The sequence below is a fragment of the Streptomyces sp. Tek67B01 genome (assembly GCF_055231995.1).
Window position 1 is genome coordinate 6,029,087 of sequence record NZ_JBUYUY010000001.1, and the last position, 23,172, is coordinate 6,052,258.

The 23,172-nt window shown below is 73.1% G+C and carries 25 protein-coding genes; 12 read left to right on the forward strand and 13 right to left on the reverse strand.

All coding sequences use genetic code 11. The features are described 5' to 3' along the window. Positions 1-9: 9 nt before the first annotated feature. Positions 10-888, reverse strand: a complete 879-nt coding sequence (locus ACV7NM_RS27185; RefSeq protein ID WP_463412729.1) for an alpha/beta fold hydrolase — start codon at positions 886-888, stop codon at positions 10-12. Between the two features lie 374 nt (positions 889-1,262). Between ACV7NM_RS27185 and ACV7NM_RS27190 the strand changes: the two genes are divergently transcribed. Further along, positions 1,263-2,030 (forward strand): GntR family transcriptional regulator, encoded by a 768-nt coding sequence (locus tag ACV7NM_RS27190; protein ID WP_463412730.1) that lies wholly within the window; start codon positions 1,263-1,265, stop codon positions 2,028-2,030. A 248-nt stretch (positions 2,031-2,278) separates the two neighbouring features. Here the strand turns inward: ACV7NM_RS27190 and ACV7NM_RS27195 are convergent, their stop codons facing one another. Continuing rightward, positions 2,279-3,439: an ROK family transcriptional regulator gene (locus ACV7NM_RS27195; RefSeq protein WP_463412731.1), complete on the reverse strand. Its 1,161-nt coding sequence runs from the start codon at positions 3,437-3,439 to the stop codon at positions 2,279-2,281. Positions 3,440-3,659: 220 nt separating this feature from the next. On the opposite strand from ACV7NM_RS27195, the gene ACV7NM_RS27200 reads away from it, so the two are divergent. Next, positions 3,660-4,097, forward strand: coding sequence for a hypothetical protein (locus tag ACV7NM_RS27200; protein WP_463412732.1), 438 nt, complete (start codon positions 3,660-3,662; stop codon positions 4,095-4,097). A gap of 89 nt (positions 4,098-4,186) precedes the next feature. Here ACV7NM_RS27200 and mug read toward each other — a convergent pair whose 3' ends face one another. The 5 genes from mug to ACV7NM_RS27225 form a co-directional block, all read right to left on the reverse strand. Then, complete coding sequence (gene mug / locus ACV7NM_RS27205) at positions 4,187-4,738, reverse strand: G/U mismatch-specific DNA glycosylase (RefSeq protein WP_463414089.1); 552 nt, start codon at positions 4,736-4,738, stop codon at positions 4,187-4,189. Beyond that, a complete protein-coding gene (gene purB, locus ACV7NM_RS27210) occupies positions 4,735-6,168 on the reverse strand; it encodes an adenylosuccinate lyase (RefSeq protein ID WP_463412733.1) in 1,434 nt (477 codons plus the stop codon). Before purB ends, mug begins: the two co-directional genes overlap by 4 nt. A gap of 71 nt (positions 6,169-6,239) precedes the next feature. Next, positions 6,240-7,031 (reverse strand): SGNH/GDSL hydrolase family protein, encoded by a 792-nt coding sequence (locus ACV7NM_RS27215; RefSeq protein ID WP_463412734.1) that lies wholly within the window; start codon positions 7,029-7,031, stop codon positions 6,240-6,242. A gap of 87 nt (positions 7,032-7,118) precedes the next feature. Continuing rightward, complete coding sequence (locus ACV7NM_RS27220; protein ID WP_463412735.1) at positions 7,119-8,144, reverse strand: hemolysin family protein; 1,026 nt, start codon at positions 8,142-8,144, stop codon at positions 7,119-7,121. After that, positions 8,141-9,472, reverse strand: a complete 1,332-nt coding sequence (locus tag ACV7NM_RS27225; protein ID WP_463412736.1) for a hemolysin family protein — start codon at positions 9,470-9,472, stop codon at positions 8,141-8,143. Before ACV7NM_RS27225 ends, ACV7NM_RS27220 begins: the two co-directional genes overlap by 4 nt. A gap of 211 nt (positions 9,473-9,683) precedes the next feature. On the opposite strand from ACV7NM_RS27225, the gene ACV7NM_RS27230 reads away from it, so the two are divergent. Then, on the forward strand, positions 9,684-10,031 hold the full coding sequence (locus ACV7NM_RS27230) for a GNAT family N-acetyltransferase (RefSeq protein WP_463412737.1): 348 nt from the start codon (positions 9,684-9,686) through the stop codon (positions 10,029-10,031). A 39-nt stretch (positions 10,032-10,070) separates the two neighbouring features. On the opposite strand, the gene ACV7NM_RS27235 is transcribed toward ACV7NM_RS27230, so the two are convergent. After that, positions 10,071-10,736 carry a class I SAM-dependent methyltransferase gene (locus ACV7NM_RS27235; RefSeq protein ID WP_463412738.1) on the reverse strand — a complete coding sequence of 222 codons (666 nt, stop codon included), beginning with the start codon at positions 10,734-10,736 and terminating at the stop codon, positions 10,071-10,073. Positions 10,737-10,968: 232 nt separating this feature from the next. On the opposite strand from ACV7NM_RS27235, the gene ACV7NM_RS27240 reads away from it, so the two are divergent. Next, positions 10,969-11,616, forward strand: a complete 648-nt coding sequence (locus ACV7NM_RS27240) for a hypothetical protein (RefSeq protein WP_463412739.1) — start codon at positions 10,969-10,971, stop codon at positions 11,614-11,616. Between the two features lie 135 nt (positions 11,617-11,751). On the opposite strand, the gene bioD is transcribed toward ACV7NM_RS27240, so the two are convergent. Genes bioD through bioB form a run of 3 tightly spaced genes read right to left on the reverse strand, consistent with a single transcriptional unit; the run spans position 11,752 to position 15,038 of the window. Then, positions 11,752-12,471: a dethiobiotin synthase gene (gene bioD / locus ACV7NM_RS27245; protein ID WP_463412740.1), complete on the reverse strand. Its 720-nt coding sequence runs from the start codon at positions 12,469-12,471 to the stop codon at positions 11,752-11,754. A 1-nt stretch (position 12,472) separates the two neighbouring features. Continuing rightward, positions 12,473-13,783 carry an adenosylmethionine--8-amino-7-oxononanoate transaminase gene (locus ACV7NM_RS27250; RefSeq protein WP_463412741.1) on the reverse strand — a complete coding sequence of 437 codons (1,311 nt, stop codon included), beginning with the start codon at positions 13,781-13,783 and terminating at the stop codon, positions 12,473-12,475. Continuing rightward, entirely contained in the window at positions 13,776-15,038 is a 1,263-nt protein-coding gene (gene bioB, locus ACV7NM_RS27255; protein ID WP_463412742.1) for a biotin synthase BioB, read from the reverse strand. Before bioB ends, ACV7NM_RS27250 begins: the two co-directional genes overlap by 8 nt. Positions 15,039-15,196: 158 nt before the next feature. Between bioB and ACV7NM_RS27260 the strand changes: the two genes are divergently transcribed. Beyond that, positions 15,197-16,369 (forward strand): 8-amino-7-oxononanoate synthase, encoded by a 1,173-nt coding sequence (locus tag ACV7NM_RS27260; protein WP_463412743.1) that lies wholly within the window; start codon positions 15,197-15,199, stop codon positions 16,367-16,369. 3 nt (positions 16,370-16,372) lie between these two features. On the opposite strand, the gene ACV7NM_RS27265 is transcribed toward ACV7NM_RS27260, so the two are convergent. Continuing rightward, positions 16,373-16,594 (reverse strand): DUF397 domain-containing protein, encoded by a 222-nt coding sequence (locus tag ACV7NM_RS27265; protein WP_463412744.1) that lies wholly within the window; start codon positions 16,592-16,594, stop codon positions 16,373-16,375. Positions 16,595-16,606: 12 nt separating this feature from the next. Continuing rightward, entirely contained in the window at positions 16,607-17,497 is an 891-nt protein-coding gene (locus tag ACV7NM_RS27270; protein WP_463412745.1) for a helix-turn-helix domain-containing protein, read from the reverse strand. 196 nt (positions 17,498-17,693) lie between these two features. On the opposite strand from ACV7NM_RS27270, the gene ACV7NM_RS27275 reads away from it, so the two are divergent. The 7 genes from ACV7NM_RS27275 to ACV7NM_RS27305 all read left to right on the forward strand — a co-directional run bounded on the left by ACV7NM_RS27275 (position 17,694) and on the right by ACV7NM_RS27305 (position 23,071). Beyond that, entirely contained in the window at positions 17,694-18,143 is a 450-nt protein-coding gene (locus ACV7NM_RS27275; RefSeq protein ID WP_463412746.1) for an ATP-binding protein, read from the forward strand. 343 nt (positions 18,144-18,486) lie between these two features. Then, positions 18,487-18,789 carry an urease subunit gamma gene (locus ACV7NM_RS27280; RefSeq protein ID WP_136211538.1) on the forward strand — a complete coding sequence of 101 codons (303 nt, stop codon included), beginning with the start codon at positions 18,487-18,489 and terminating at the stop codon, positions 18,787-18,789. A 14-nt stretch (positions 18,790-18,803) separates the two neighbouring features. Further along, positions 18,804-19,115, forward strand: coding sequence for an urease subunit beta (locus ACV7NM_RS27285; RefSeq protein WP_136211536.1), 312 nt, complete (start codon positions 18,804-18,806; stop codon positions 19,113-19,115). Further along, on the forward strand, positions 19,108-20,829 hold the full coding sequence (locus tag ACV7NM_RS27290) for an urease subunit alpha (protein WP_463412747.1): 1,722 nt from the start codon (positions 19,108-19,110) through the stop codon (positions 20,827-20,829). Before ACV7NM_RS27285 ends, ACV7NM_RS27290 begins: the two co-directional genes overlap by 8 nt. Positions 20,830-20,878: 49 nt before the next feature. Then, complete coding sequence (locus ACV7NM_RS27295) at positions 20,879-21,553, forward strand: urease accessory protein UreF (RefSeq protein WP_463412748.1); 675 nt, start codon at positions 20,879-20,881, stop codon at positions 21,551-21,553. Between the two features lie 28 nt (positions 21,554-21,581). Then, a complete protein-coding gene (gene ureG, locus ACV7NM_RS27300) occupies positions 21,582-22,277 on the forward strand; it encodes an urease accessory protein UreG (protein WP_463412749.1) in 696 nt (231 codons plus the stop codon). Continuing rightward, complete coding sequence (locus ACV7NM_RS27305) at positions 22,274-23,071, forward strand: urease accessory protein UreD (RefSeq protein WP_463412750.1); 798 nt, start codon at positions 22,274-22,276, stop codon at positions 23,069-23,071. The genes ureG and ACV7NM_RS27305 overlap by 4 nt, the downstream gene beginning before the upstream one ends. The last annotated feature ends 101 nt before the right edge of the window (positions 23,072-23,172 follow it).

Below are 23,172 nucleotides of genomic sequence, written 5' to 3' on the forward strand. Positions count from 1 at the left end.
GAACACCCGTCAGCTGATCACGGTGCTCGCCGGCGCGGACGCGGACGCGGGCGAAGCCGCGCGCGCCGTGTCGAGGATGACCCGGGCGACCAGGGCCGGGTCGTCGTTCATCGGTACGTGGCCGCACCCCGGAAGCCGGACCAGGCGGGCCCCGGGGACGGTCTGCTTCGCGCGTATCCCCTGACGGCGCGGGAGCAGCCGGTCGCGGTCGCCCCAGGCGATGGTGACGGGCAGTCCGGGCAGGTCGGCGGTGAACCGTACGGAGCCGCCCGCGGAAAGCGTCTCGTCGAAGCCGGTGGCTCCGCGCAGGGCCAGCGTCTCGGCGACCACGGCCGCGGGCGAACGTCGGCCCGGGCGGGCGTAGATGGTTGCGGTGAGCGCCGCGCGGCCCGGGGCGGTGAGGGAGAGCCGCTCCAGCGCGGGGAGGGGCAGCGCCCGGGCTCCGGCGCGCATGGCGCGCAGGGCGGTGAAGGCGTAGCGGCGCTCGCTCTGCGACCAGAAGCCGGCCGGGGAGAGGGCGGTGACCGAGCGGACGAGGCCGCCGCGGGCCATTTCGAGCGCGAGCAGCCCCCCGAGCGAGTTCCCCGCCACGTGCGGACGCTCCACGCCGAGCGCGGAGCACAGGGCGCCGAGCGCCGGGGCGACCGTGGCCAGGTCGTAGGGGACGCCGTGTGGCAGCGGGCCCGAGAGGCCGAAGCCCGGCAGATCGACGGCTATGACGTCGTGTTCGGCGGCCAGGATGTCGGTCACGGGATGCCAGGCCTGGAGGTGGTGGCCGATGCCGTGCAGGAGGAGGAGCGGCTCGCCCGCGCCCTTGCGCTCGTAGGCGACGGTGGCTGTGCGCGGGCCGTGCGGTGAAGCGATGGGGAAGGAGACCGTGGCGGTCATGCTGCTCCTCGTCGGTGGACGCGTGTGAGACAGGCTGTCAGTAATGACTACCGCTCAGTAGGTGCCGACGGCAAGGGCCCGGCGGCGCACGGGCCGCGGAAGGTTCGGGCGCGGCGGTCGGCGGCGGTGCGAGGCTCGTGGGCAGGGACCCGGCGCGGCCGGGAGGCTTTCCACGCGCGCGAACATCCTGTGAACGGCTTGCTACATATGCCCGATCTGCCCGACAAAGCGGCGAGCATTGGTCTTGACCAAGGTGGTGCGCCGTCCTATCGTCGCAGGGATAGTGCAGGAACCTTTAATAAACAAGGGCGCGGAACTGCGGTGCGGAACTGCCGCTGGAATACGGCGTTGCAGTGATTGCAGGAGGAGTCAGGGTGGGGACCACGCAGCTCGAATCGGTGCCGGAGCCGAAGTACTGGCACCTGAAGACCGTGCTCAGCGAGGCGCTGGACCAGGACTTCGCCGTGGGTGAGGTGCTGCCCAACGAGCGCGAGCTCGCCGCGCGCTTCGGAGTCGCCCGTGCCACCCTGCGCCAGGCGCTGGAGCAGCTGGAGCTGGAGGGCCGATTGCAGCGGCGTCGGGGTGTCGGCACCACCGTCGCCCCGCCTCGGGTGGGCGTCGCCGTCGGCAGCACGGGGCACAACTGGCCCGCGGAGAGCGTGGACGGCTGGCAGAGCGTGGACTCGGTCGAGGCCGTGGTGCCCGCCGCCGTCCGGACGCTACTGGCCACCGGGTCGGGCTTCACCGCCGACCAGCCGGTGCACACGGTGCGCCGGACCCGCGTCACACAGGGCCAGGCCGTCGCCGCCGAGCTGCTGTACGTGCCCGCCCGGTCCGTGCCGGGGCTCTCCGCCATCGACGCGCCGACCGGTCCCGCCCGGGCCCGGGCGGTCCTGCGGGAACTCCAACGGCTCACGCTCGACGGGCAGGACCGCTCCGTCGAACTCGGCTCCGCCCGCGCCGACGACGCCAAGGAACTCGACCGGCTGCCCGGCGCGCCGGTGCTGCTGGTCACCACCCGTTACTTCACCGCCGAGGGGACGGCCGCCGTCTCGGTGGCGACGTACCGCGCGGACACCTGCCGGCTGACCTTCGGCGACTCCGGCGTCGAAATCACCGACACCACCCGCGCCGCTTCCTGAGGCGGGGCGGGCGCTCCTTGCGACTCCCGGACGCGGGCACGGCTCTCGACCGCCTGCGGAACGTCCCCGGGCTGCCCACAGGGCGGCGGTGGGCGGCAGGTCCGGCGGCCGGCTGCCGAGGACGAACAGCGGCTTCGCCGTGGCGCCGTAGGGCCCCGGCCGGCAACGGCGGGGCGCCGGTCACCCCGAGCCGGGCACACGGCAGGGCTCTCGGTGGCCGCGCGGCGGGAGGGACGAACGGCGGGCCGCTACCAGCGCCGGCGGGCCGTCACCGTCTTCTCCACCGCGAACAGCTCTTCCTCCACGTGGTCCAGCGCGAGCCGCAGCGCCCCCGTGGCCACCGCCGCCTCACCGAGCAGCGACAGCTCCACCTTCGGCGGGCGCAGGCAGTACCGCTCCAGTTCGCGGCGCAGCGGTCCGAGCACCCCGTCCAGGCCGGCCGCCCAGCCGCCGACCACCACCAGCTCGGGGTCCATCGCCAGGACCAACGCCGCCACGTCGTGGACCAGCCGTTGCAAGAAGCGCTCCACGGCCGCCACCGCACGCGCGTCCCCGCGCCGGGCCATCGCGAAGACCTCCGCGACCGCCGGCTCGTCCAGCGGGTGCAGCGGCTCACTGGTGGTGGACAGCAACCTCTCCGGTGTGACCTCGCGCCCCAGCAGGTGAAGGGCGCCGATCTCGCCCGCCGCTCCGCCGAACCCTCGGTGCAACCGGCCGCCGATGAGCGAGCCCGCCCCGGGGCTGAGGCCCGCCATCACGAATACCATGTCGTCGGTGTCGCGTGCCGCGCCCTTCCAGTGCTCGGCGACCGCCGCCGCGTTGGCGTCGTTCTCCACCAGCACCGGACAGCGGAACGAGCGCCGCAGGCGGTCGCCGAGCGGCAGCCCCGTCCAGCCCGGCAGCGCCGTCCCGAGGCGGACCGTGCCGTCCGCCTCCACGATGCCCGGGCTGCCCACGCCCACGGCCCGCAGCGAGTCACGGGGTATGCCGGCGCGCCTCAGCAAGTCGGCCACCGCCGCGCGGACCCGCTCCAACCGCTCGTCGGACGAAGCCGTCTCGGCGACGTCCTTGGTGCCCGCGCCGATCACCCGCCCGTCCAACCCGGACAGCAGGACGGCGACCCTGTGGGAGCCGATCTCGATGCCCAGCAGATGACCCGCCTCGGCCCTGAAACGGAACCTCCTGGCCGGTCGGCCCTGGCGCCGCGCACCTTCCTCGGCGTCGGCCGCGACGACGAGCCCGGCCCCCATCAGCCCTTCGACGACTCCCTCCACGGTCGGCCGCGACAGGCCGGTGACCCGGGTGAGGTCGGTGAGGGTCGCGGATCCGGCCGCCCGCAGGGCGCGCAGCACCACGGCCGAATTGATGCGCCGGAGCAGAGAGGGATCTCCGCCGGTCAGCTGCCCCAACGTGTGTCCTCCCAGCTAGCGGCCCTGTCAGCCGGATCGTACTGCGCACCCGGACCTGCGGCGAGAAGCGGCCCCCCATCGGCCGGACGGGCGCCGTCCTCACGGGGCGGCGGGGCGACCGCGGACCGGAACGCCGCGTGGGCGCGGGGACGGTCCGCGGTGCCGCGCCGGGCGACGTGACGCCGGGCCAATTGTCAGTGCCCGCCGGGATACTGGCGACATGACCACGGCAGAGCATCTCGACACGATCGACCGGCTCCGGGCGCAGGTGTTCCCCTCGGAGCCCGTCCGGTCCGGCCGGCAGGGCAGTGGGCCCGGATACCACCTGGTCCAACTCGTGGAGACCCGGGACTTCTGGGAGGACGACGGCTCGGGGCGGATCGAGGCGGTCGACCAGATCAGTGCCGAGTACGGGGCGCTGGAGCAGGCGCTCACCGACAGGTGGGGAGAGCCGCAGGTCTTCAGCCTCGAAGGGACGCTGCACCGGGGGCTCGACGGGGAGGAGATACCCGAGCCGTGGGGGGAGCTCGGCAACAGCACCGACCACGTGCACCTGTGGCGGGCCGAGGACCGGTGGCTCGTGGCCTGTGTGGCCCACCGGGAGTCGCAGGACCCGTACCGGCTGATGGCCGCGGTCACCGTGATCGACCCGCCGTAGCCCCGCCGCGGCCGTGGTCGCCCCCGTCCCGCCCCCGTCCCAGCCCCGTCCGCGTTCCGTCCCCGTCCGTGCTCGACGGGTGCCGAGGCCTACGGGGCCCGGTCGGTCTCCTCGGCGGCGACGCGGAGGCGGGCGTATTCCTCGGCCATGGACGCTGCTGTCCAGTGGGCGTTGAGACCACTGGGGTTGGGAAGGGCCCAGACGCGGGTGGAACCGATGGTGCGCTCCTGGGGACCGATCTTGGCCTTGGGCTCCTGGAAGGCTATGCGGTACGCGGTGACGCCGACCACGGCCAGCCACCGTGGGCGCAGGAGTTCCACCTTGGCCGTCAGGAGACGGCCGCCCTCCCGGTACTCCTCGGCGCTCAGTTCGTCGGCGCGCGCCGAGGCGCGGGCCACGACGTTGGTGATCCCGAGGCCGTAGGACAGCAACTCCTCCTGCTCCGCCGGGGCCAACCGGCGCGGTGTGAAACCGGACAGGTGCAGGACCGGCCAGAAACGGTTGCCGGGGCGGGCGAAATGGTGGCCCGTCGCGGCGGAGAGCAGACCGGGATTGATTCCGCAGAAGAGTACGCGCAAGCCGCCCGCGACCACGTCGGGGACGACGCGGTCGCGGGCGGCGTTCAGCTCGTCGGGGGTCAGAGGATCGACCCCGGCGCGTACCCGGCGGCCTCCGGGTGCTGCTTGGCGATCTCCTCGATGCGGGAGACCACCGTGGCGACCTGGTCGCCGGCGGCGCCCGTGAAGGACAGCTTGTCGGCCATCAGGGCGTCGAGCTGGGCCCGGTCCAGCGGCATCCGCTCGTCGGCGGCCAGCTTGTCGAGGAGTTCGTTGCGCTCGGCGCCCTGCTCGCGCATGGCGAGAGCGCAGGCCACCGCGTGCTCCTTGATGACCTCGTGGGCGGCCTCCCGGCCTACCCCGGCCCGTACCGCGCCCATCAGCACCTTGGTGGTGGCGAGGAAGGGCAGGTAGCGGTCCAGCTCGCGCGCCACGACCGCCGGGAAGGCGCCGAACTCGTCGAGGACGGTCAGGAAGGTCTCCAGCAGACCGTCGAAGGCGAAGAACGCGTCGGGCAGGGCCACGCGGCGGACCACGGAGCAGGAGACGTCACCCTCGTTCCACTGGTCGCCGGCCAGCTCGCCGGTCATCGAGGCGTAGCCGCGCAGGATGACCATGAGGCCGTTCACACGCTCGCAGGAGCGGGTGTTCATCTTGTGCGGCATCGCGGACGAACCGACCTGGCCGGGCTTGAAGCCCTCGGTGACCAGCTCGTGGCCGGCCATCAGGCGGATCGTCTTGGCGATCGAGGACGGGGCGGCGGCCAGCTGCACCAGCGCGGTGACCACGTCGTAGTCGAGCGAGCGCGGGTAGACCTGGCCGACGGAGGTGAAGGCCTGGGCGAAGCCGAGGTGGGCCGCGATCCGCTGCTCCAGGTCGGCGAGCTTCGCGGCGTCGCCGCCCAGCAGGTCGAGCATGTCCTGGGCGGTGCCGACCGGGCCCTTGATCCCGCGCAGCGGGTAACGCGCCAGCAGGTTCTCCAGGCGGTCGTAGGCGACCAGGAGTTCGTCGGCGGCGGTGGCGAAGCGCTTGCCCAAGGTGGTGGCCTGCGCGGCGACGTTGTGGGAGCGGCCGGCCATGACCAGCTCGGCGTGCTCGCCGGCCAGCTTGCCGAGACGGGCGAGGACGGCGACCGTGCGGTCCCGGGCCAGTTCCAGGGAGAGCCGGATCTGGAGCTGCTCGACGTTCTCGGTGAGGTCGCGCGAGGTCATGCCCTTGTGGACGTGCTCGTGGCCGGCGAGGGCGTTGAACTCCTCGATACGGGCCTTCACGTCGTGCCGGGTGACCTTCTCGCGCTCGGCGATGGAGGCGAGGTCGACGGTGTCCAGGACGCGCTCGTAGTCGGCGAGGGCGGCGTCCGGAACCTCGATGCCGAGGTCCTTCTGGGCGCGCAGCACGGCGAGCCACAGCCGCCGCTCCAGCGTCACCTTGTACTCGGGGGACCACAGGACGGCGAGCTCCGCGGAGGCGTAGCGGCCGGCCAGGACATTGGGGATGCGGGGCTTGGCTGTCACGTGTAGGGATTCTACTTGGGCCGCCGCTGTGCGTTTACGCAGGTGGGGGACCCGCCCTGGATTGTGCCTTGCTACGAGAGCCGGTCGGGCTCGCGGGCCTCGTACGGGAGCAGCTCCGAGCGCTTCGCCGCGCGGCCGTCGCCGGAGGAGCGCCCCGTGATCCGGCGGCCGATCCAGGGCAGCAGATGCCGCCGGGCGAAGCGGAGGTCCTCGGTCCGGCGGACGGACCAGCCCGGGGCTGCCCCGGGGGGCAGCGGGGCCCGCCAGTCCTCCTCCGCGGGCAGGCCCAGAGCCTGCCAGACCGCCTCCGCCACGCGCCGGTGCCCTTCGGCGGTCAGGTGCAGCCGGTCCACGTCCCACAGTCGCGGGTCCCCGAGCGCCGGGGCCCCGTACAGGTCCACGAGGAGCGCGCCGTGCCGGTCGGCCAGCTCCTCCAGGATCGCGAAGAGCTCCTCCATCCGCGGGCGGAAACGTTCCATCACCGGCCCGTCACGGCCGGGGGAGCGCATCAGGACCAGCGTCCCGCAGGTCGGGGCCAAGAGCCCCACGGCCTCCTCCAGGTGCCCGCGCACCCGGCCCATGTCGACCTTCGGCCGCAGCGCGTCGTTCAAGCCGCCGACCAGGGTCACCACATCGGCGCCCATCTCGGCGGCCACGGGCGCCTGGTCCCGCGCTATCTGCCCGATCAGCTTCCCGCGCACCGCGAGGTTCGCGTAGCGGAAGCCCGGCTCCCGCGCCGCGAGCCGCGCGGCCAGCAGATCGGCCCAGCCCCGGTAGGAGCCGTCCGGGAGTAGATCGGACATTCCCTCGGTGAAGGAGTCGCCGACCGCGACGAAACTGGTGTATGACGCATTCATCTCCATGGCGCAGCGATGCTACCGCGCGGTAGGCCGCACGCGCACGGCCGCGCACCAGGGCCGATCCTGTAGGGCACGCCCCGAAGGGACCGACTAGGTGGCGGCCGGTCTGCCGAAGAGTTCGCGCAGGACGTCCTCCATCGTCACCAACCCCGTCATCGCGCCGTCCGCCCCCTGTACGGCGGCCAGGTGCGTACGGCTGCGCCGCATGGCGGTCAGTACGTCGTCCAGCGGGGTCTGTGCCCGGACCTGCGCGATCGGGCGCAGCGCGGAGGCCGGGAAGGGCCGGTCCCGCTGGGTCACGTCCGCGTCGAGCGCGTCCTTGACGTGCAGGTAGCCGCGGATCCGGTGCTGCGCGTCGATCACCGGGAACCGGGAGTACCCGGACGTGGCGGCGAGTCGCTCCAGCCCCGCCGGGGTGATGTCCTCGCGCGCCGGGACCACCCGGTCCGCGGACAGCACCACATCGGTGACCGGCCGTCGGCCGAGTTCCAGGGCGTCGTGCAGCCGCGCGCTCGCCCGGTTGTCGATGAGCCCCGCGGCACTGGAGTCCTTGACCATCCGGGCCAGTTCGTCGTCCGAGAACGTCGCCGCGACCTCGTCCTTGGCGTCCACGCCCAGCAGGCGCAGGAGGAGGCCCGCGAACGCGTTGATCGCGAAGATCGCCGGCTTCAGCGCCCGGGTCAGGGTCACGAGCGGCGGCCCCAGCAACAGCGCCGTCCGGACCGGCTCCGACAGCGCCACGTTCTTCGGCAGCATCTCTCCGAAGAGCATGTGCATGTAGGTCGCCAGGGCCAGCGCGATCACGAAGGAGATGACGTGCGTCAGCCCGCTCGGCACGCCGAGGAAGTCGAACACGGGGGCCAGCAGGTGGGCGATGGCGGGCTCCGCGACCACGCCCAGCACCAGGGTGCACAGGGTGATGCCCAACTGCGCCGCCGCCATCAGTGCCGACACGTGCTCGAGGCCCCACAGCACCGCGCGGCCCCGCCGGTCGCCCTGTTCGGCGTACGGCTCGATCTGGCTGCGTCGGACGGAGATCAACGCGAACTCCGCACCGACGAAGAAGGCGTTGACGACCAGGGTCGCCAGGCCGATCAGCAATTGGACCACGGTCATCGCGCGTCCCCCGCACCCTCGTCGTCGGCGGGCCGGCGCAGCAGTACGCGGGCCGCCCTGCGTCCACTCGCGTCCACCACGTCCAGCCGCCAGCCGTCCAGCTCCAGGCGGTCCCCGACCTCGGGGATGCGGCCCAGCTCGGTCGCCAGCAAGCCCGCCAGCGTCTCGTACGGGCCGTCCGGCACCCGCAGGCCGATCCTGCGCAGCTGATCGGTGCGCGCGGCGCCGTCGGCCGAGTAGAGCGGGCGGCCTTGATCGTCCGAACCGGCCGGGGCCAGGTCCGGAGTCTCGTGCGGGTCGTGTTCGTCCCGGACCTCGCCCACCACCTCCTCGACGATGTCCTCCAGCGTGGCCACACCGGCCGTGCCGCCGTATTCGTCGATCACCACGGCCATCGTCTGCTTGCCGGAGAGCCGGTCCAGCAGTCGGTCCACCGTGAGCGACTCGGGCACCAGCAGGGGTTCGCGCAGCAACTGCGACACCGGATAGCCGTGCCGCTCCTCGGCGGCCAGCGCCAGGACGTCCTTGATGTGCACCGTGCCCACGACGCTGTCGAGGCTGCCCCGGTAGACCGGGAAACGGGACAGGCCCGTCGCCAGCGTCGCGTTCGCCACGTCCTCCGCGGTGGTCTGCACGTCGAGGGCGGTGACCTGGACCCGCGGCGTCATGACGTTCTCGGCGGTCAGATCGGCCAGGTTCAGGGTCCGCACGAACAGCTCGGCGGTGTCCTTCTCCAGGGCCCCCGCCTTCGCGGAGTGCCGGGCGAGGGCGACCAGCTCCTGCGGGCTGCGCGCCGAGGCCAGTTCCTCCGCCGGCTCCATGCCGAACCGGCGGACCATGTGGTTCGCCGTCCTGTTGAGCTGGCTGATCAAGGGCCTGAACGCCCGGCTGAACACCCGCTGCGGGGTGGCCACGCGCTTGGCGATGGTGAGGGGGGAGGAGATCGCCCAGTTCTTGGGGACCAGCTCGCCGACCACCATCAGCACCACCGTGGAAAGGACGGTGGCGACCACCAGGGCGGTGGACGAGGCGGCGCCGGCCGACAGACCCGCGGCCTGGAACGGGCCCTTGAGCAGCGCGGCGATCGAGGGCTTGGAGATCATGCCGATGACCAGGCCCGTCACGGTGATGCCGAGCTGTGCGCCGGAGAGCTGGAACGTCAGGCTGCGGACGGCGGCCAGGGCGCTCTCGGCCCCCCGCTCGCCGCGCTCGACGGCGTCTTCGAGCTCGCCGCGCTCGATGGTCGTCAGGGAGAACTCGGCCGCGACGAACACCCCGCAGGCGAGGCAGAGCAGCAGCGCCAGGACGAGCAGGAGCACTTCGGTCATCGGTCGGTCACCTCCGTCCCATGATCGGTCAGGAGGAGGGGTATCGCGCGACGTCGCGCCGGCGCGGATCGGCTGCGGGTACTGGGAGGCTCGCCCATGGGCGGACGCTCACACCTTTCGGTCGGGAGGACGTTCCTGACATGGTAAAGGACGGGCAAAGGGGAGGGGATGTGGTTTCGCCCGCCCGATCACCGGATGGCGGGATCACCGTATGAGTGATCTTCGCATCGCCGCCGCGTCGGCCGCCGATCTCAGCGCCGTGTTGGCCTTCCGGAAGACCGTCGCCGAGGGCGCGAGCGTCAGCGACGACCTGCCGGGCGTCGAGCGACTACACGCCCGCGACCCGTACGCCCTGCTGCTCGCCCGTCGGGACGGGGAACTCGTCGCCACGGTGATCGCCGGGTTCGACGGCCGGCGCTGCCACCTCTACCGGCTCGGGGGCCGGCGCGCCGTCGCGATGGTGCTCGACCGGAACACGCCGGCGCACGCGGCCCGGCGGGCGGGCGGCTACCACCCGCAGGACCACTGGACGCGCTGGGTCAAGCCGCTCAAGGGGTGACGTCGACTGACCGACCGGCGGTCCGTCGGTCGGGGCGGCTCAGTCGACGCCCCGGCGGGCCGTGCCCAGGACGCAGTACGAGGTCGGCAGCGCCGGCCCCCGCTCGGGCAGGCGGAACGTTTTTTGCGAGACGATCCGGAAACCGGCGGCCTCGATCGAGGCGAGAGGGTCGCGCGCGGTGTGGCAGTTGCCGAACAGGCGGGGCCAGACGGTCCGGTCCAGCGTGCGCTGGACGGCGGCCATGCCCGGCCCCGGCGCCAGACCGTGCTCGAAGAAGCGCAGCTCGCCGTCCGGGCGCAGTACGCGGTAGAGCTCGGAGAGGGCCCGCGGAAGGCTCCGTACGGTGCACAGCACGAGGGAGGCGACGGCGGCGTCGAAGGCCTCGCTCTTGACCGGGAGGGCCTCCGCGATCCCGGGCACCAGATCCACCGGGACCTCGGCGCGCAGCGCCGCCGCGGCCGCGCGCCGGCGCAGGACGCGCTCCGGTTCGACGGCGACGACCTCGGAGACGGCGCGAGGGTAATGGGCGAAGTTCAGTCCGTTGCCCGCCCCGATCTCGATGACGCGACCGGACACCCCGTGCAGGAGCTCGTGCCGGACGGCGGCGATACCGCCCCGCGTGTCGGCTGTGGGGCTGACGCGGGCGTAGAACCGGGCGAAGAGGGGGTGGTGGACGGGATTCGAACCGAGAGGTGAAGCGGGCATGACGGGCCTCCGGGCGGGTTCGACGGGTGCGGTTGCCCTGCCGGGCTGTTCCCCGTCCGGGCGGCCCCCGAAACCGGTGGGGCCACCGGTGGTACGAGCTACCGGCCGCCGCAGCGGGGGAGTTGAGGCCGTGTGAGGTGAGTACGCGTACTCAGGACCCCCGGGCGAACCGTGCGGATAATCGGACGATCCGGCCCTTGTGTGAAGGGCCGCCCCAGGACCTGGAGACGCCGTGACGTTCCGCACCGACCCGGCCCGTACCGTGCTGCTCGCGGCGGGACTGCTCGCGCTGACCGCCTGTGGAACCACAGTAGCCCCGGGCGCAGGGCCGGCGGCAGCGTCGGCCGCCCCTTCCGCCGCCCTTTCCGCCGATCCTTCCGCGGCGCCGAGCGTCGACTACGCGGCGCGGGCCGCGGCCGCCGTGGAACGCCACGACAAGCTCTTCCCCGAGGTCGCCGCGCGGTGCGCGGGCAAGGCCGAGACGGTCCCGACCGAGGCGAGCACCCCGGCCGAACTGCCGACGGACCCGGCGGCGCGCAGGTACGTCGAGAACCACGGGTACAAGACGCAGGCCCGGCTCACCCCGGCCGCCCGGTGCCGGGGCGACGCGCACGCCGCGCGGATCAAGGCGGCGCTGGGCGGTTCCGACGGCAAGGGGACGCCCCGCACCACGCAGGAGCTCCGCGTCCTGCTGACGGGGCTGGGCTACCGGGTCGAGAGCGGTGACGTGTACGGGTCGGGGCCGCAGGACCTGACGTTCGTGCTGTCGGTCCCGGAGAGCGGGCCGTGTGTGACGGGGTACCTGGGAACCCCGGTGAAGGTCGAGGCCCACGGCGTGTACCCGGAGGGTGGCTGTCACGAGCCCCGCGGCGGTCACTGAGCCGGGAGACGGTCACTGAGCCGGGAGACGGCGCGGGCCGTCGTGGCGAGAGCGGCCGGTCCCGCGCCCGTGCCGGTCCCGCGCCCGGCCGGTCCGCGCCACGGATCAGGGGCGGGACCGGCCCGGGCGTGAGGCTCAGGCCGGCCAGGCGGCCGTGAAGGAGCGCGCCGACCAGTCGCCGTGCAGGGCCGGGGCGAGCCACGTCGGGGCCGCGGCCCGGAACGCGGCGGGCGTCAGCGCGCCACAGCCCTGCGGGACCGAGCCGAGCAGCGGCAGGCCCGACACCTTCGGGAGGTCCGCCAGGTTGCAGCGCGACGCCAGGTCGGGGGAGGCCGGCCAGCTGCCGATCACCACGCCCGGCGAGGTCAGCTCCCGCGCCGCCAGTGCCTCCGCCGTCAGGGCCACGGAGTTGAGCGTGCCCAGGGCCGCGGGGGCGACGATCAGGACCGGCGCGTCGAGCAGCCGCGCCGCGTCGGCCAGCGTGTGCCCCGCCTCGTCGAAGCGGACCAGCAGACCGCCGGCGCCCTCCACGAGGACCAGGTCGTGCGAGGCCGCCAGCTTCCGCGCCGCCTCGGCGACATCGGCCGGCGAGAGGGTCGGCAGGCCCGAACGGCGGGCCGCCGTGTCCGGGGCCAACGGCTCCGGGTAGCGCGCCAGTTCCCGCGCCGTGACGGACGGGCCCGCGAGCCGGCCGACCTCCGCCGCGTCACCCGGCTCGTGCGGCCCGACACCCGTCTGGGCGGGCTTGAGCACCGCCACCGACCGGCCGGCGGCCACCGCCGCGGCGGCGACCGCGGAGGTCACCACCGTCTTGCCGATCTCCGTGCCCGTACCGGATACGAAGAGGATCGTCATGTCACCCCTCCTGGGCGGCCGCGCGGACGGCACGACAGATGCGGGCCACATCCTCGTCACCCGTCACGAACGGCGGCATCGTGTAGATCAGGTCGCGGAACGGGCGCAGCCAGACGCCCTCGCGCACCGCCGCCCGCGTCGCGGCGGCCACGTCGACCTCGTGGTCGAGCTGGACGACGCCGATCGCGCCCAGCACCCGTACGTCCTTCACCCCGGGCAGGGCCGCGGCGGGGGCCAGCCCCTCCCGCAGACCGGCCTCGATCCGCTTGACCGCCACCGCCCAGTCCTGGCTCAGCAGCAGTTCGACGGAGGCCAGCGCGACCGCCGTGGCCAGCGGGTTGCCCATGAAGGTCGGCCCGTGGGCCAGGACCGGCACCTCCCCGCGCGAGATCCCGTCGGCCACCCCCGCCGTGCACAGCGTGGCCGCCAGGGTGAGGTAGCCGCCGGTCAGCGCCTTCCCCAGGCACATCACGTCGGGGGTGATCCCCGCGTGGTCGGCGGCGAACAGGGCGCCGGTGCGGCCGAAGCCCGTCGCGATCTCGTCCAGGACGAGGAGGACGTCGTACTCGTCGCACAGCTCCCGCAGCACACGCAGGTAGCCGGGGTTGTGGAAGCGCATGCCGCCCGCGCCCTGCACCACCGGTTCCACGATCACGGCGGCCAGCTCGTGCGCGTGCGCGGCGACCAGGGAGCGCAGGTGCGCGGTGTACGCGGGGTCCGGCGGCGTGTCGAAGCCGCCGGGCGGCGCGTCGGCGAACACCTGCCGGGGCAGCTGCCCCGACCACAGCTCGTGCATCCCGCCCTCGGGGTCGCAGACCGACATCGGCTGCCAGGTGTCCCCGTGGTAGCCGCCGCGCCAGGTCAACAGCCGGGTCTTGCCGGGACGGCCGAGGGAGCGCCAGTACTGGAGGCACATCTTCACCGCGACCTCGACCGAGACCGAACCCGAGTCGGCGAGGAACACGTGCTCCAGACCGGCGGGGGTGATCTCGACCAGCTTCGCGGCCAGCCGGACGGCGGGCTCGTGGGTGAGCCCGCCGAACATCACGTGCGACATCCGGCCCAGTTGGGCGGTGACGGCCTCGTTCAGCACCGGGTGGTTGTAGCCGTGGATGGCCGCCCACCAGGAGGACATGCCGTCGACCAGCTCCTCCCGACCGCCGGCCGGGGTGGCCAGCCGCAGCCGGACACCCGCGGCGCAGGAGACGACCAACGGCTCCTGTCGCCCGGGCATCGGGCCGTACGGGTGCCAGACGTGCTGCCGGTCCAACGCCAGCAGGGCGGCGGCCGACGATCCGTGCTGATCAGGCATTGGGGGCGAGATCCGTCCCCGCGCCGCGGCGGCGTACCGCGACCAGGTCCGAGCGCACCTCTCCGGCTTCCGCCTGGACGCGCACGGGAGCCTCCTCGGGGACTGAGTGCGCGGAGGGGTCCGAGTGACCCGAGCAGCCGCCGCAGGCGGAACCACAGCCGGAGGCGTCGGCGGAGTCGCCGGAGGCCGCCGATCCGCAGACCGGGCCGGCCGCGCCGTGCGAGCCGCAGCCGCCGGCAGCCGCCCGCTCCGAGCGGTGCGCCGGAAGGGTCGTCGAACCGGCGCCCTCCACCTCGAAACCGGCGTCCGCGATCATGTCGAGGTCGGCCTGGCCGGCCTGGCCCTCACTCGTCAGGTAGTCGCCGAGGAAGATCGAGTTCACCAGGTGCAGGGCGAGCGGCTGCATGCTGCGCAGGTGCACCTCGCGGCCGCCCGCGAGGCGGACCTCGACGTCGGGGCAGACGAAGCGCGTCATCGCCAGGATGCGCAGGCAGCGCTGCGGGGTGAGGTTCCACTCCTTGGCGAGCGGGGTGCCCTCGAAGGGGATCAGGAAGTTGACGGGCACCGAGTCGGGGTCCAGTTCGCGCAGCGAGTAGACGACGTCGACGAGGTCCTCGTCGCTCTCGCCCATGCCCGCGATCAGGCCGGAGCACGCGGACAGCCCAGCCGCGTGCGCCTTTTGTACGGTGTCGACCCGGTCCGCGTAGGTGTGCGTCTTGGTGATCTGACCGTACGTCGCCTCGGACGTGTTGAGGTTGTGGTTGTAGGCGTCGGCGCCCGCGTCCTTGAGGCGCTCCGCCTGGCCCTCGGAGAGCAGGCCGAGGCAGGCGCAGACCTCGACGCCCTCGTTCTGCTCCTTGATCGCCTCGATCGTCTTGCCGACCCGCTCCACGTCACGGTCCGTCGGACCGCGTCCGCTCGCCACGAGGCAGACGCGCTTGGCGCCGCCGGCGACACCGGCGGCGGCGGCCTGCGAGGCCTCCTCGGGCTTCAACCAGGTGTACTTGAGGATCTCGGCCTTCGACCCCAGGCGCTGGGAACAGTACGAGCAGTCCTCCGGGCACAGTCCCGACTTCAGGTTGACCAGGTAGTTCAGCTTGACTCGCCGCCCGAACCACTGGCGGCGCACCTTGCCGGCCGCGGCCACCACGTCGAGCAGTTCGTCGTCGGAAGTCGCCAGTACGGCGAGTGCCTCTTCGCGGGTCGGCAGCTCGCGCCGCAGCCCCTTTTCCACCAGGGTGTTCAGCAGGTCCATGCGCCCGATCCTGTCCCACACGACCGCTCACGGCCAAGGAGGGAACGCACAACATCGCCCGAACACAGTGTGTGTATCGCCACACCCGGCGCTCGCGTCCCGGCGGGCTAAGGTCTAGCAGGCCTGTGGACAGCCGACAAAACGCGAGGACCCCACCGATGCTCCAGCACCCCCCCGAGCCCCCGGACGTCTTCGCCTGGATCGACGAAGCGCACCGGGCGCGCGAGCGGGCCGGGCTCGTCCGGACGCTGCGTCCGCGCCCGGCCTCCTCACCGCTGCTGGACCTCGCGAGCAACGACTACCTCGGACTGTCCCGGCACCCCGAGGTCGTCGCCGGAGCGCAGCGGGCGGCCGAGCGCTGGGGCGGTGGAGCCACCGGCTCCCGCCTGGTCACCGGCACCACCGAACTGCATGCCACGCTGGAGCGCGAACTCGCGGCGTTCTGCGGCTTCGAGGCGGCTTTGGTTCTTTCGTCCGGGTACGCGGCCAATCTCGCCGCCGTCACCGCGCTGAGCGACCGCGGCACGCTCGTCGTGTCGGACGCGGGGAACCATGCCTCGATCGTCGACGGCTGCCGGCTCGCGCGCGCCGATGTCGCCGTGATCCCGCACGGCGACGCGGACACGGCGCGCAAGACGCTCGCCGGGCACGAGGGCCGGTCCCTGTTGGTCAGCGACTCGGTCTTCTCCGTCGACGGGGACGCCGCCCCGCTCGCCGCCTACGCCGCCGCCTGCCGCGAGGAGGGGGCAGCCCTGGTGGTGGACGACGCCCACGGGCTCGGCGTCCTGGGCGAGGGCGGCCGGGGCGCGCTGCACGCGGCCGGGCTCGCGGGCGGGCCCGGAGTGGTCGCGACGATGACCCTGTCGAAGTCCCTGGGCAGTCAGGGGGGCGCCGTACTCGGGCCGGCCAAGGTGATACGGCACCTGGTCAACACGGCCCGCACTTTCATCTTCGACACGGGGCTCGCCCCCGCCGCAACGGGGGCGGCGCTCGCCGGCCTGCGCCTGCTCGGGCGGGAACCGGAACGCGCCGCGCGGGCGCGGGAGGTGGCCGCCCTGCTGTACGGGCGGCTCACCGCGTCCGGCCTGACCTCGGCCCGGCCGGACGCGGCCGTGGTGTCGGTACGGGCCCCGTCGGCTTCGGCGGCACTGCGCTGGGCCGCCGACTGCCGCGAGGCAGGTCTGTCCGTGGGGTGCTTCCGGCCGCCGTCGGTCCCGGACGGCATCTCCCGGTTGCGGCTGACCGCCCGGGCCGATCTCACGGGGGACGAGATCAGTCGGGCCGTCGCGGTGATCTTGCGTACCGCTCCCGCCGGAGCCACGGACGGCTGAACGTCACGCCGGGGCGTCCGCCCGGACCGAGGTGAGGAAGCCGTCCCAGGCGGGACCGGTGAAGAGCACGGCCGGGCCCTCCGTCCGCTTGGAGTCGCGAACGGCCAGGAGGCCACCACTGAGGACGGCCGCTTCCACGCAGTTGTTCATTCCGGTGCTGCGGCTGCTCCGCCGCCACCGCGCGCCGATCAGAAGTCCGCGGGTGGATAAGGGGGTTGCGGACACGGGGGTGCCTCCTTACGCGTCGTCAGCGATAGAGCTGATCAGGTCCGACGAGTCATGGGGCGGGAGGGCGTGCGCCTGGATGGTGCGGAACGCGGCGCTGTACGCCTCAAGGTCTTCCTTCCGCTCCAGGTAGAGGCTACTCGTCAAATGGTCGAGTACCACCACATCCAGATCGGCGATGTTCGGAAATGAGAAAATTACGAACGGTCCGGTCAGGCCGAGATGCCCCCCCACGCTGAACGGCAGTACCTGTAGCCGCACTTGGGGCAGCCGTGCCACCTCCACCAGGTGCAGCAACTGTTCCCGCATCACCCCGGGCCCGCCGATCTGCCGGCGCAGGACCGCCTCGTCCAGCACCGCGCTCAGTTCGAGCGGGGGGTCGGCCCGCAGCACCGACTGGCGTGCCAGGCGCACCTCGACCAGCGCGTCCACCTTCGGCTCCGGCAGCCCGCCCAACGCGGCCCGGGTCACGGCCCGCGCGTACCCGGGCGTCTGCAACAGGCCGGGGACCACCGAGAGTTCGACGGTCCGGGCGGAGCGGGCCCCCGCCTCCAGGCTGATGAAGTCCCGGTACTCCTGGGGCAGCAGCCCCCGGTAGTCGTGCCACCACTGGCGGCCCGGCGCGCGGTCGCCCCCGGGCCCGGGCCCCGGGCCCGCGGCCGAGGCGCCCAGGGCCTCCAGCAGGGCTCGCTGCTGGGGGCTCACCAGGTCCCCGTAGGCATCGAGCAGGAGCCGGATGTCCTCCGTTTTCACGCCACTTCGACCCGTTTCGATGCGGCTGATTTTCGACTGGTGCCATCCCACCAACCGGGCGGCCTCACCACTGGTGAGGCCGGTACGGTCACGGAGCGCACGCAATTCCTCGCCCAGCTTGCGGCGGCGTACCGCGGGACCGTGCTGCATACCCGCTCTCCTTCCACCGGCACACCTCGCACCAGTCTGCCGTCCAAATACGCTCTTCCGTAGCAGAGTTCACCGCATTGAGCGACAGATATATGCATATCTTGGGGGAACGCAGGAAACGACGGCACGATGGGTGCACTCTGACGCTCAGCGTAGATCCGGGGCGGCTGCGCCCCGGTGGGAAAGGGACGTCGCCATGGCAGATCACCAGGAAGCATCCGTCACTCTGCCGAGCGACCCGGCCGCGGTCGCCGCTGCCCGCCGGTACGTCGCGGAGGTGCTCGGTGAATGGGGACTGCCAGAGGAGTCGGAGACGGCCGACACCGTCCGGCTGATCGTCTCGGAGCTGGCGACCAACGCGGTGCAGCACACCTTCGGACAGTCGCCCACCTTCACCGTGGACGTCCGGTTGGAGCGCGGCGAGTGGCTGCGGGTCGGGGTGACCGACAGTCACCCGCGCCGCCCCCGGCGACTGCCGGCCGCCGTCCAGCAGGACAACGGCCGGGGGATGGTCATCATCCGCTGGCTCGCCGCGGAGGCGGGCGGCCGGCTCTCGGTCACGCCGACCGAGGACGGCGGCAAGACGGTGTGGATCGCCCTGCCCTGGACGGCCGGCGCCCCGGCGAGGACCGCCACCGGCTGCTGAGGCCGCGGGGCCGACGAGCCGCTCGATCGTCCCGTCGAGCCGGCGGCCGGGGGGCGGCCCGCGTCGCGGTCGACCCGATTCCCCACTTCCGGGGGTGAACCGGGTGCCTCCCGGAAACGTGGGTTAACTCGGCGGAAAAGTGCGGGTCCTACTCTGGCGTCCGCGACCTTCGGCCAATGATCGCCCATGGGCTGGTAAAGCACTGGTGTTCGGGATGGAAAGCCTGTCCCTGCGTTGGGCAAGACATGCTTGGCACGGATATGTGCAGGTCAACAAAGTGTTGAAGGCGATTAGGGTCTTCTTGGCGCGAAGTTGATCTTGTCCCGGAAGCTTGGTGATACGTGTGCAACTGACACCACACGAGCAGGAAAGACTGCTCATCCACGTCGCGGCCGACGTGGCCGAGAAGCGTAGGGCCCGGGGGGTGCGCCTCAACCACCCCGAGGCGGTGGCCCTGATCACCTCGCACATCCTCGAAGGCGCCCGCGACGGGCGGACCGTGGCCGAGCTCATGGCCTCCGGTCGCACCGTGCTGCGCCGCGAAGAGGTCATGGAGGGGATTCCCGAGATGATCCACGACGTCCAGGTCGAGGCGACCTTCCCGGACGGCACCAAGCTCGTCACTGTCCACGACCCCATCGTCTGAACGGGAGCACCAGCATGATCCCCGGCGAAATCGCCTTCGGGGACGGTCCGGTGCGCCTGAACGAAGGTCGCGCCATCACCCGTCTCACCGTGCTCAACGCCGCCGACCGCCCCGTGCAGGTCGGCTCGCACTACCACTTCGCCGAAGTCAACCCGGGCCTCGACTTCGACCGCGCCGCCGCCCACGGGCTCCGGCTCAACATCGCCGCCGGTACCGCCGTCCGCTTCGAGCCGGGCATCCCCGTCTCCGTCGAACTCGTCCCGCTGGGCGGCCTGCGCACCGTGCCGGGCCTGCGCGGGGAAACCGGAGGGCCGCTCGATGGCTGAGATCTCGCGCCAGACGTACGCGGACCTCTTCGGACCGACCACGGGCGACCGCATCCGGCTCGCCGACACCGACCTCTTCGTGGAGATCGAACAGGACCTCAGCGGCGGCCCCGGACGCTCCGGCGACGAAGCCGTCTTCGGCGGCGGCAAGGTCATCCGCGAGTCCATGGGCCAAGCCCGCACCACGCGCGCCGAAGGCGCCCCCGACACGGTGATCACCGGGGTCGTGATCCTCGACCACTGGGGCATCGTCAAGGCGGACCTCGGTATCCGCGACGGTCGGATCTGCGGCATCGGCAAGGCCGGCAACCCCGACACCATGGACGGGGTCGACCCCTCCCTGATCATCGGACCCGAGACCGAGATCATCGCCGGCAACGGCAAGATCGTCACCGCCGGCGCCATCGACGCCCACGTGCACTTCATCGCCCCCACCGTGATCGACGAGGCCCTCGCCTCCGGCATCACCACCCTCGTCGGCGGCGGCACCGGACCCGCCGAGGGCTCCAAGGCCACCACCGTCACGCCCGGACCCTGGCACCTGGCCAGGATGTTCGCGGCGCTGGAGGCCTACCCCGTCAACATCGGCCTGCTCGGCAAGGGCAACACGATGTCCCGCGAGGGCATGTACTCCCAGCTGCGCGGCGGCGCCCTCGGGTTCAAGATCCACGAGGACTGGGGGGCCACCCCCGCCGCCATCGACGCCTGTCTGACCGTCGCCGAGGAGACCGGCGCCCAAGTCGCCATCCACACCGACACCCTCAACGAGGCCGGGTTCGTCGCCGACACCCTCGCGGCCATCGCCGGGCGGACCATCCACTCGTACCACACCGAGGGCGCGGGCGGCGGCCACGCTCCCGACATCATCACCGTGGTCTCCGAGCCGAACATCCTGCCCAGCTCGACCAACCCCACCCGGCCGCACACCGTCAACACCATCGAGGAACACCTCGACATGCTGATGGTCTGCCACCACCTCAACCCGGCCGTCCCCGAGGACCTCGCTTTCGCCGAGTCCCGCATCCGGCCCTCCACCATCGCCGCCGAGGACGTCCTGCACGACCTCGGGGCGATCTCCATCATCTCCTCCGACTCCCAGGCCATGGGCCGCGTCGGAGAGGTCGTGCTGCGCACCTGGCAGACCGCCCACGTGATGAAGAAGCGGCGCGGCTTCCTGCCCGGCGACGGCCCGGCCGACAACCACCGCGCGCGCCGCTACGTCGCCAAGTACACGATCAACCCGGCCGTCGCGCAGGGCCTCGCCCGCGAGATCGGCTCGGTCGAGGTCGGCAAGCTCGCCGACCTGGTGCTGTGGACCCCCGCCTTCTTCGGGGTCAAGCCGGAGGTCGTCGTCAAGGGCGGCCAGATCGCCTACGCCCAGATGGGCGACGCCAACGCCTCCATCCCCACCCCGCAGCCCATCCTGCCCCGCCCGATGTACGGAGCCATGGGACGCGCGCCGGCCCTCAACTCGCTCAACTTCACGGCGCAGGCGGCCCTCGACGACGATCTGCCCGAACGCCTCGGCCTCGACAAGCGGTTCGTGGCCATCGAGAGCACCCGCAAGGTGAGCAAGACGGACATGCGCAACAACGACGCCATGCCCAGGGTCGAGGTCGACGCCGACACCTTCACCGTCACCATCGACGGCGAGGTCGTGGAGCCGGCGCCGGCGGCGGAACTGCCCATGGCCCAGAGATACTTCCTGTTCTGATGAGAGCCTGTTGCGCCCAGGGGCCCGTTCCCCCGAGAGGCGACTTCCGATGAGCCTCGCCGCGCTGCTCGTCCTCGCGGACGGCCGCTTCCCCGCCGGAGGGCACGCCCACTCCGGCGGGGCGGAGGCCGCCTGCAAGGCGGGCCGGATCCACGACGCCGCCACCCTCGCGGACTTCTGCCGGGGCCGGCTGCACACCTCCGGCCTCGTCGCCGCCGGCCTCGCCGCGGCCGCCGCCCACGGTCTCGACCCGGCGGACCTCGACGACGCCGCCGACGCCCGCACGCCCTCACCCGCGCTGCGGCTGGCCGCGCGCCGGCTCGGCCGACAGTTGCTGCGGGCGGCCCGGGCCACCTGGCCGGCCGCCGAACTCGACGCCCTGGCCGCAGCCTTCCCGCGCGGCGCCCACCAGCCCGTGGTGCTCGGCGTCACGGCGCGGGCCGCGGGGCTCGGGCCGCTGGACGCCGCGCACGTGGCGGCGTACGAGAGCGTCAGCGGTCCCGCGACCGCGACCGTCCGACTGCTGGGCCTCGATCCCTTCGAGGCGAGCGCGGTCCTGGCCGGCCTCGCCGCCGAACTCGACGCCGTGTCCGGTCGGGCGGCGAGCGCCGCCCTGCTGGCAAGGCACGAGGGCTTGGAAGCACTGCCGGCCTCCTCCTCCCCGCTGCTCGACATCGCGGCCCAGGTCCATGCCGACTGGCCGGTCCGGCTCTTCGCCTCCTGACCGCCGCCGCCCCCACCCAAGGAGAACCATGCACCTCGACCACGGCGGGAGCTACCCCCACCGCCACACCCACAGCGCCGAGCCCGTACGCGCCGACGGCACGCGCCGCGCCCTGCGCGTCGGCCTCGGCGGACCCGTCGGCTCCGGCAAGACCGCAACCGTTGCGGCGCTCTGCCGGGCCCTGCGCGCCGAACTGTCCATGGCCGTCGTCACCAACGACATCTACACCCGCGAGGACGCCGAGTTCCTGCTCCGCGAGGCGGTCCTGCCGCCCGAGCGGATCAGCGCCGTCGAGACGGGGGCCTGCCCGCACACCGCCATCCGCGACGACATCTCCGCCAACCTGGAGGCGGTCGAGGAACTGGAGGAGGCACATCGCGACAGCGCGCCCCTGGACCTGATCCTGGTCGAGTCAGGCGGGGACAACCTGACGGCCACCTTCTCCCGGGGCCTGGTCGACGCCCAGATATTCGTCATCGACGTGGCCGGCGGCGACGACATCCCGCGCAAGGGAGGCCCCGGCGTCACCACCGCCGACCTGCTCATCGTCAACAAGACCGACCTCGCCCCCTACGTCGGCTCCGACCTGGACCGGATGGCCCGCGACGCGGCCGAGCAGCGCGGCGATCTGCCCGTGGCGTTCCAGTCCCTGCGCGGCCCCGAGGGCGTCACCCCGGTGGCCGACTGGGTGCGCGGGCGGATCGCCGCCTGGTCCGTACGGTGACCAGCGCGCCCCTCCTCGCCCCGCCGGCCACCGCCCCCGCGGCGGGGTTGACGGCCACCGCCCGGATCGCAGCCGTCGCCGACGGCCGGGGCGGCACCGCCCTGCCGCTGCTGGTCGGGGACGGACCGCTCGCCCTGCGCCGCACCCGGGGCGAGGGCGGCGAGGCCGGCGTCATGCTGGTCGGCGCGATGAGCGCGCCGCTCGGCGGGGACCACCTGAGCGTGGAGGCCGACGCCGGACCGGGGGCCCGACTGGGGCTCCGGTCGGCGGCGGCCACCCTGGCGCTGCCCGGCCGGGGCGGCGCGCCCGCACGGTACGACGTACGGCTGACGCTGGCGGAGGAGGCGGCGGTGCGCTGGCTGCCGGAACCGCTGGTCTCCGTACGCGGCAGCGACCTGCGGGTGCGCACCCGGGTGGAACTTGCCCCCACCGCCCGGCTCCTGCTGCGCGAGGAGCAGGTGCTCGGCCGCACCGGGGAGGCCCCCGGCCTGCTCCGCAGCCGGATCACCGTCTCCCGGGACGGCCGCCCGCTGCTGGACCAGGAACTGGCCTGCGGACCCGGAGCCCCCGGCGGTTGGGACGGCCCGGCGGGACTCGCGGGCCACCGGGCGCTCGGGCAACTCCTGGTCGTGGACCCGGAGTTCGCCGACAGCCCACCGGCGCCGGCGGTGCTGGGCGAATTCGCGGCGGTGACCCCGCTCGCCGGACCCGCCGTGCTGGTGACGGCTCTCGCCCCGGACGCGCTGCGGCTGCGGGAACTGCTCGACGCGGCCTGCGCGACGTACGGCTGGTGACGGCGGGGCGGACATGGGGCGAACCGGACACCGCTCAGCGGTACACCCTCGTCCGCATATCGGGTTGGCAAAGAACCGGACCGCGCTCTGTCGCCCGGTCC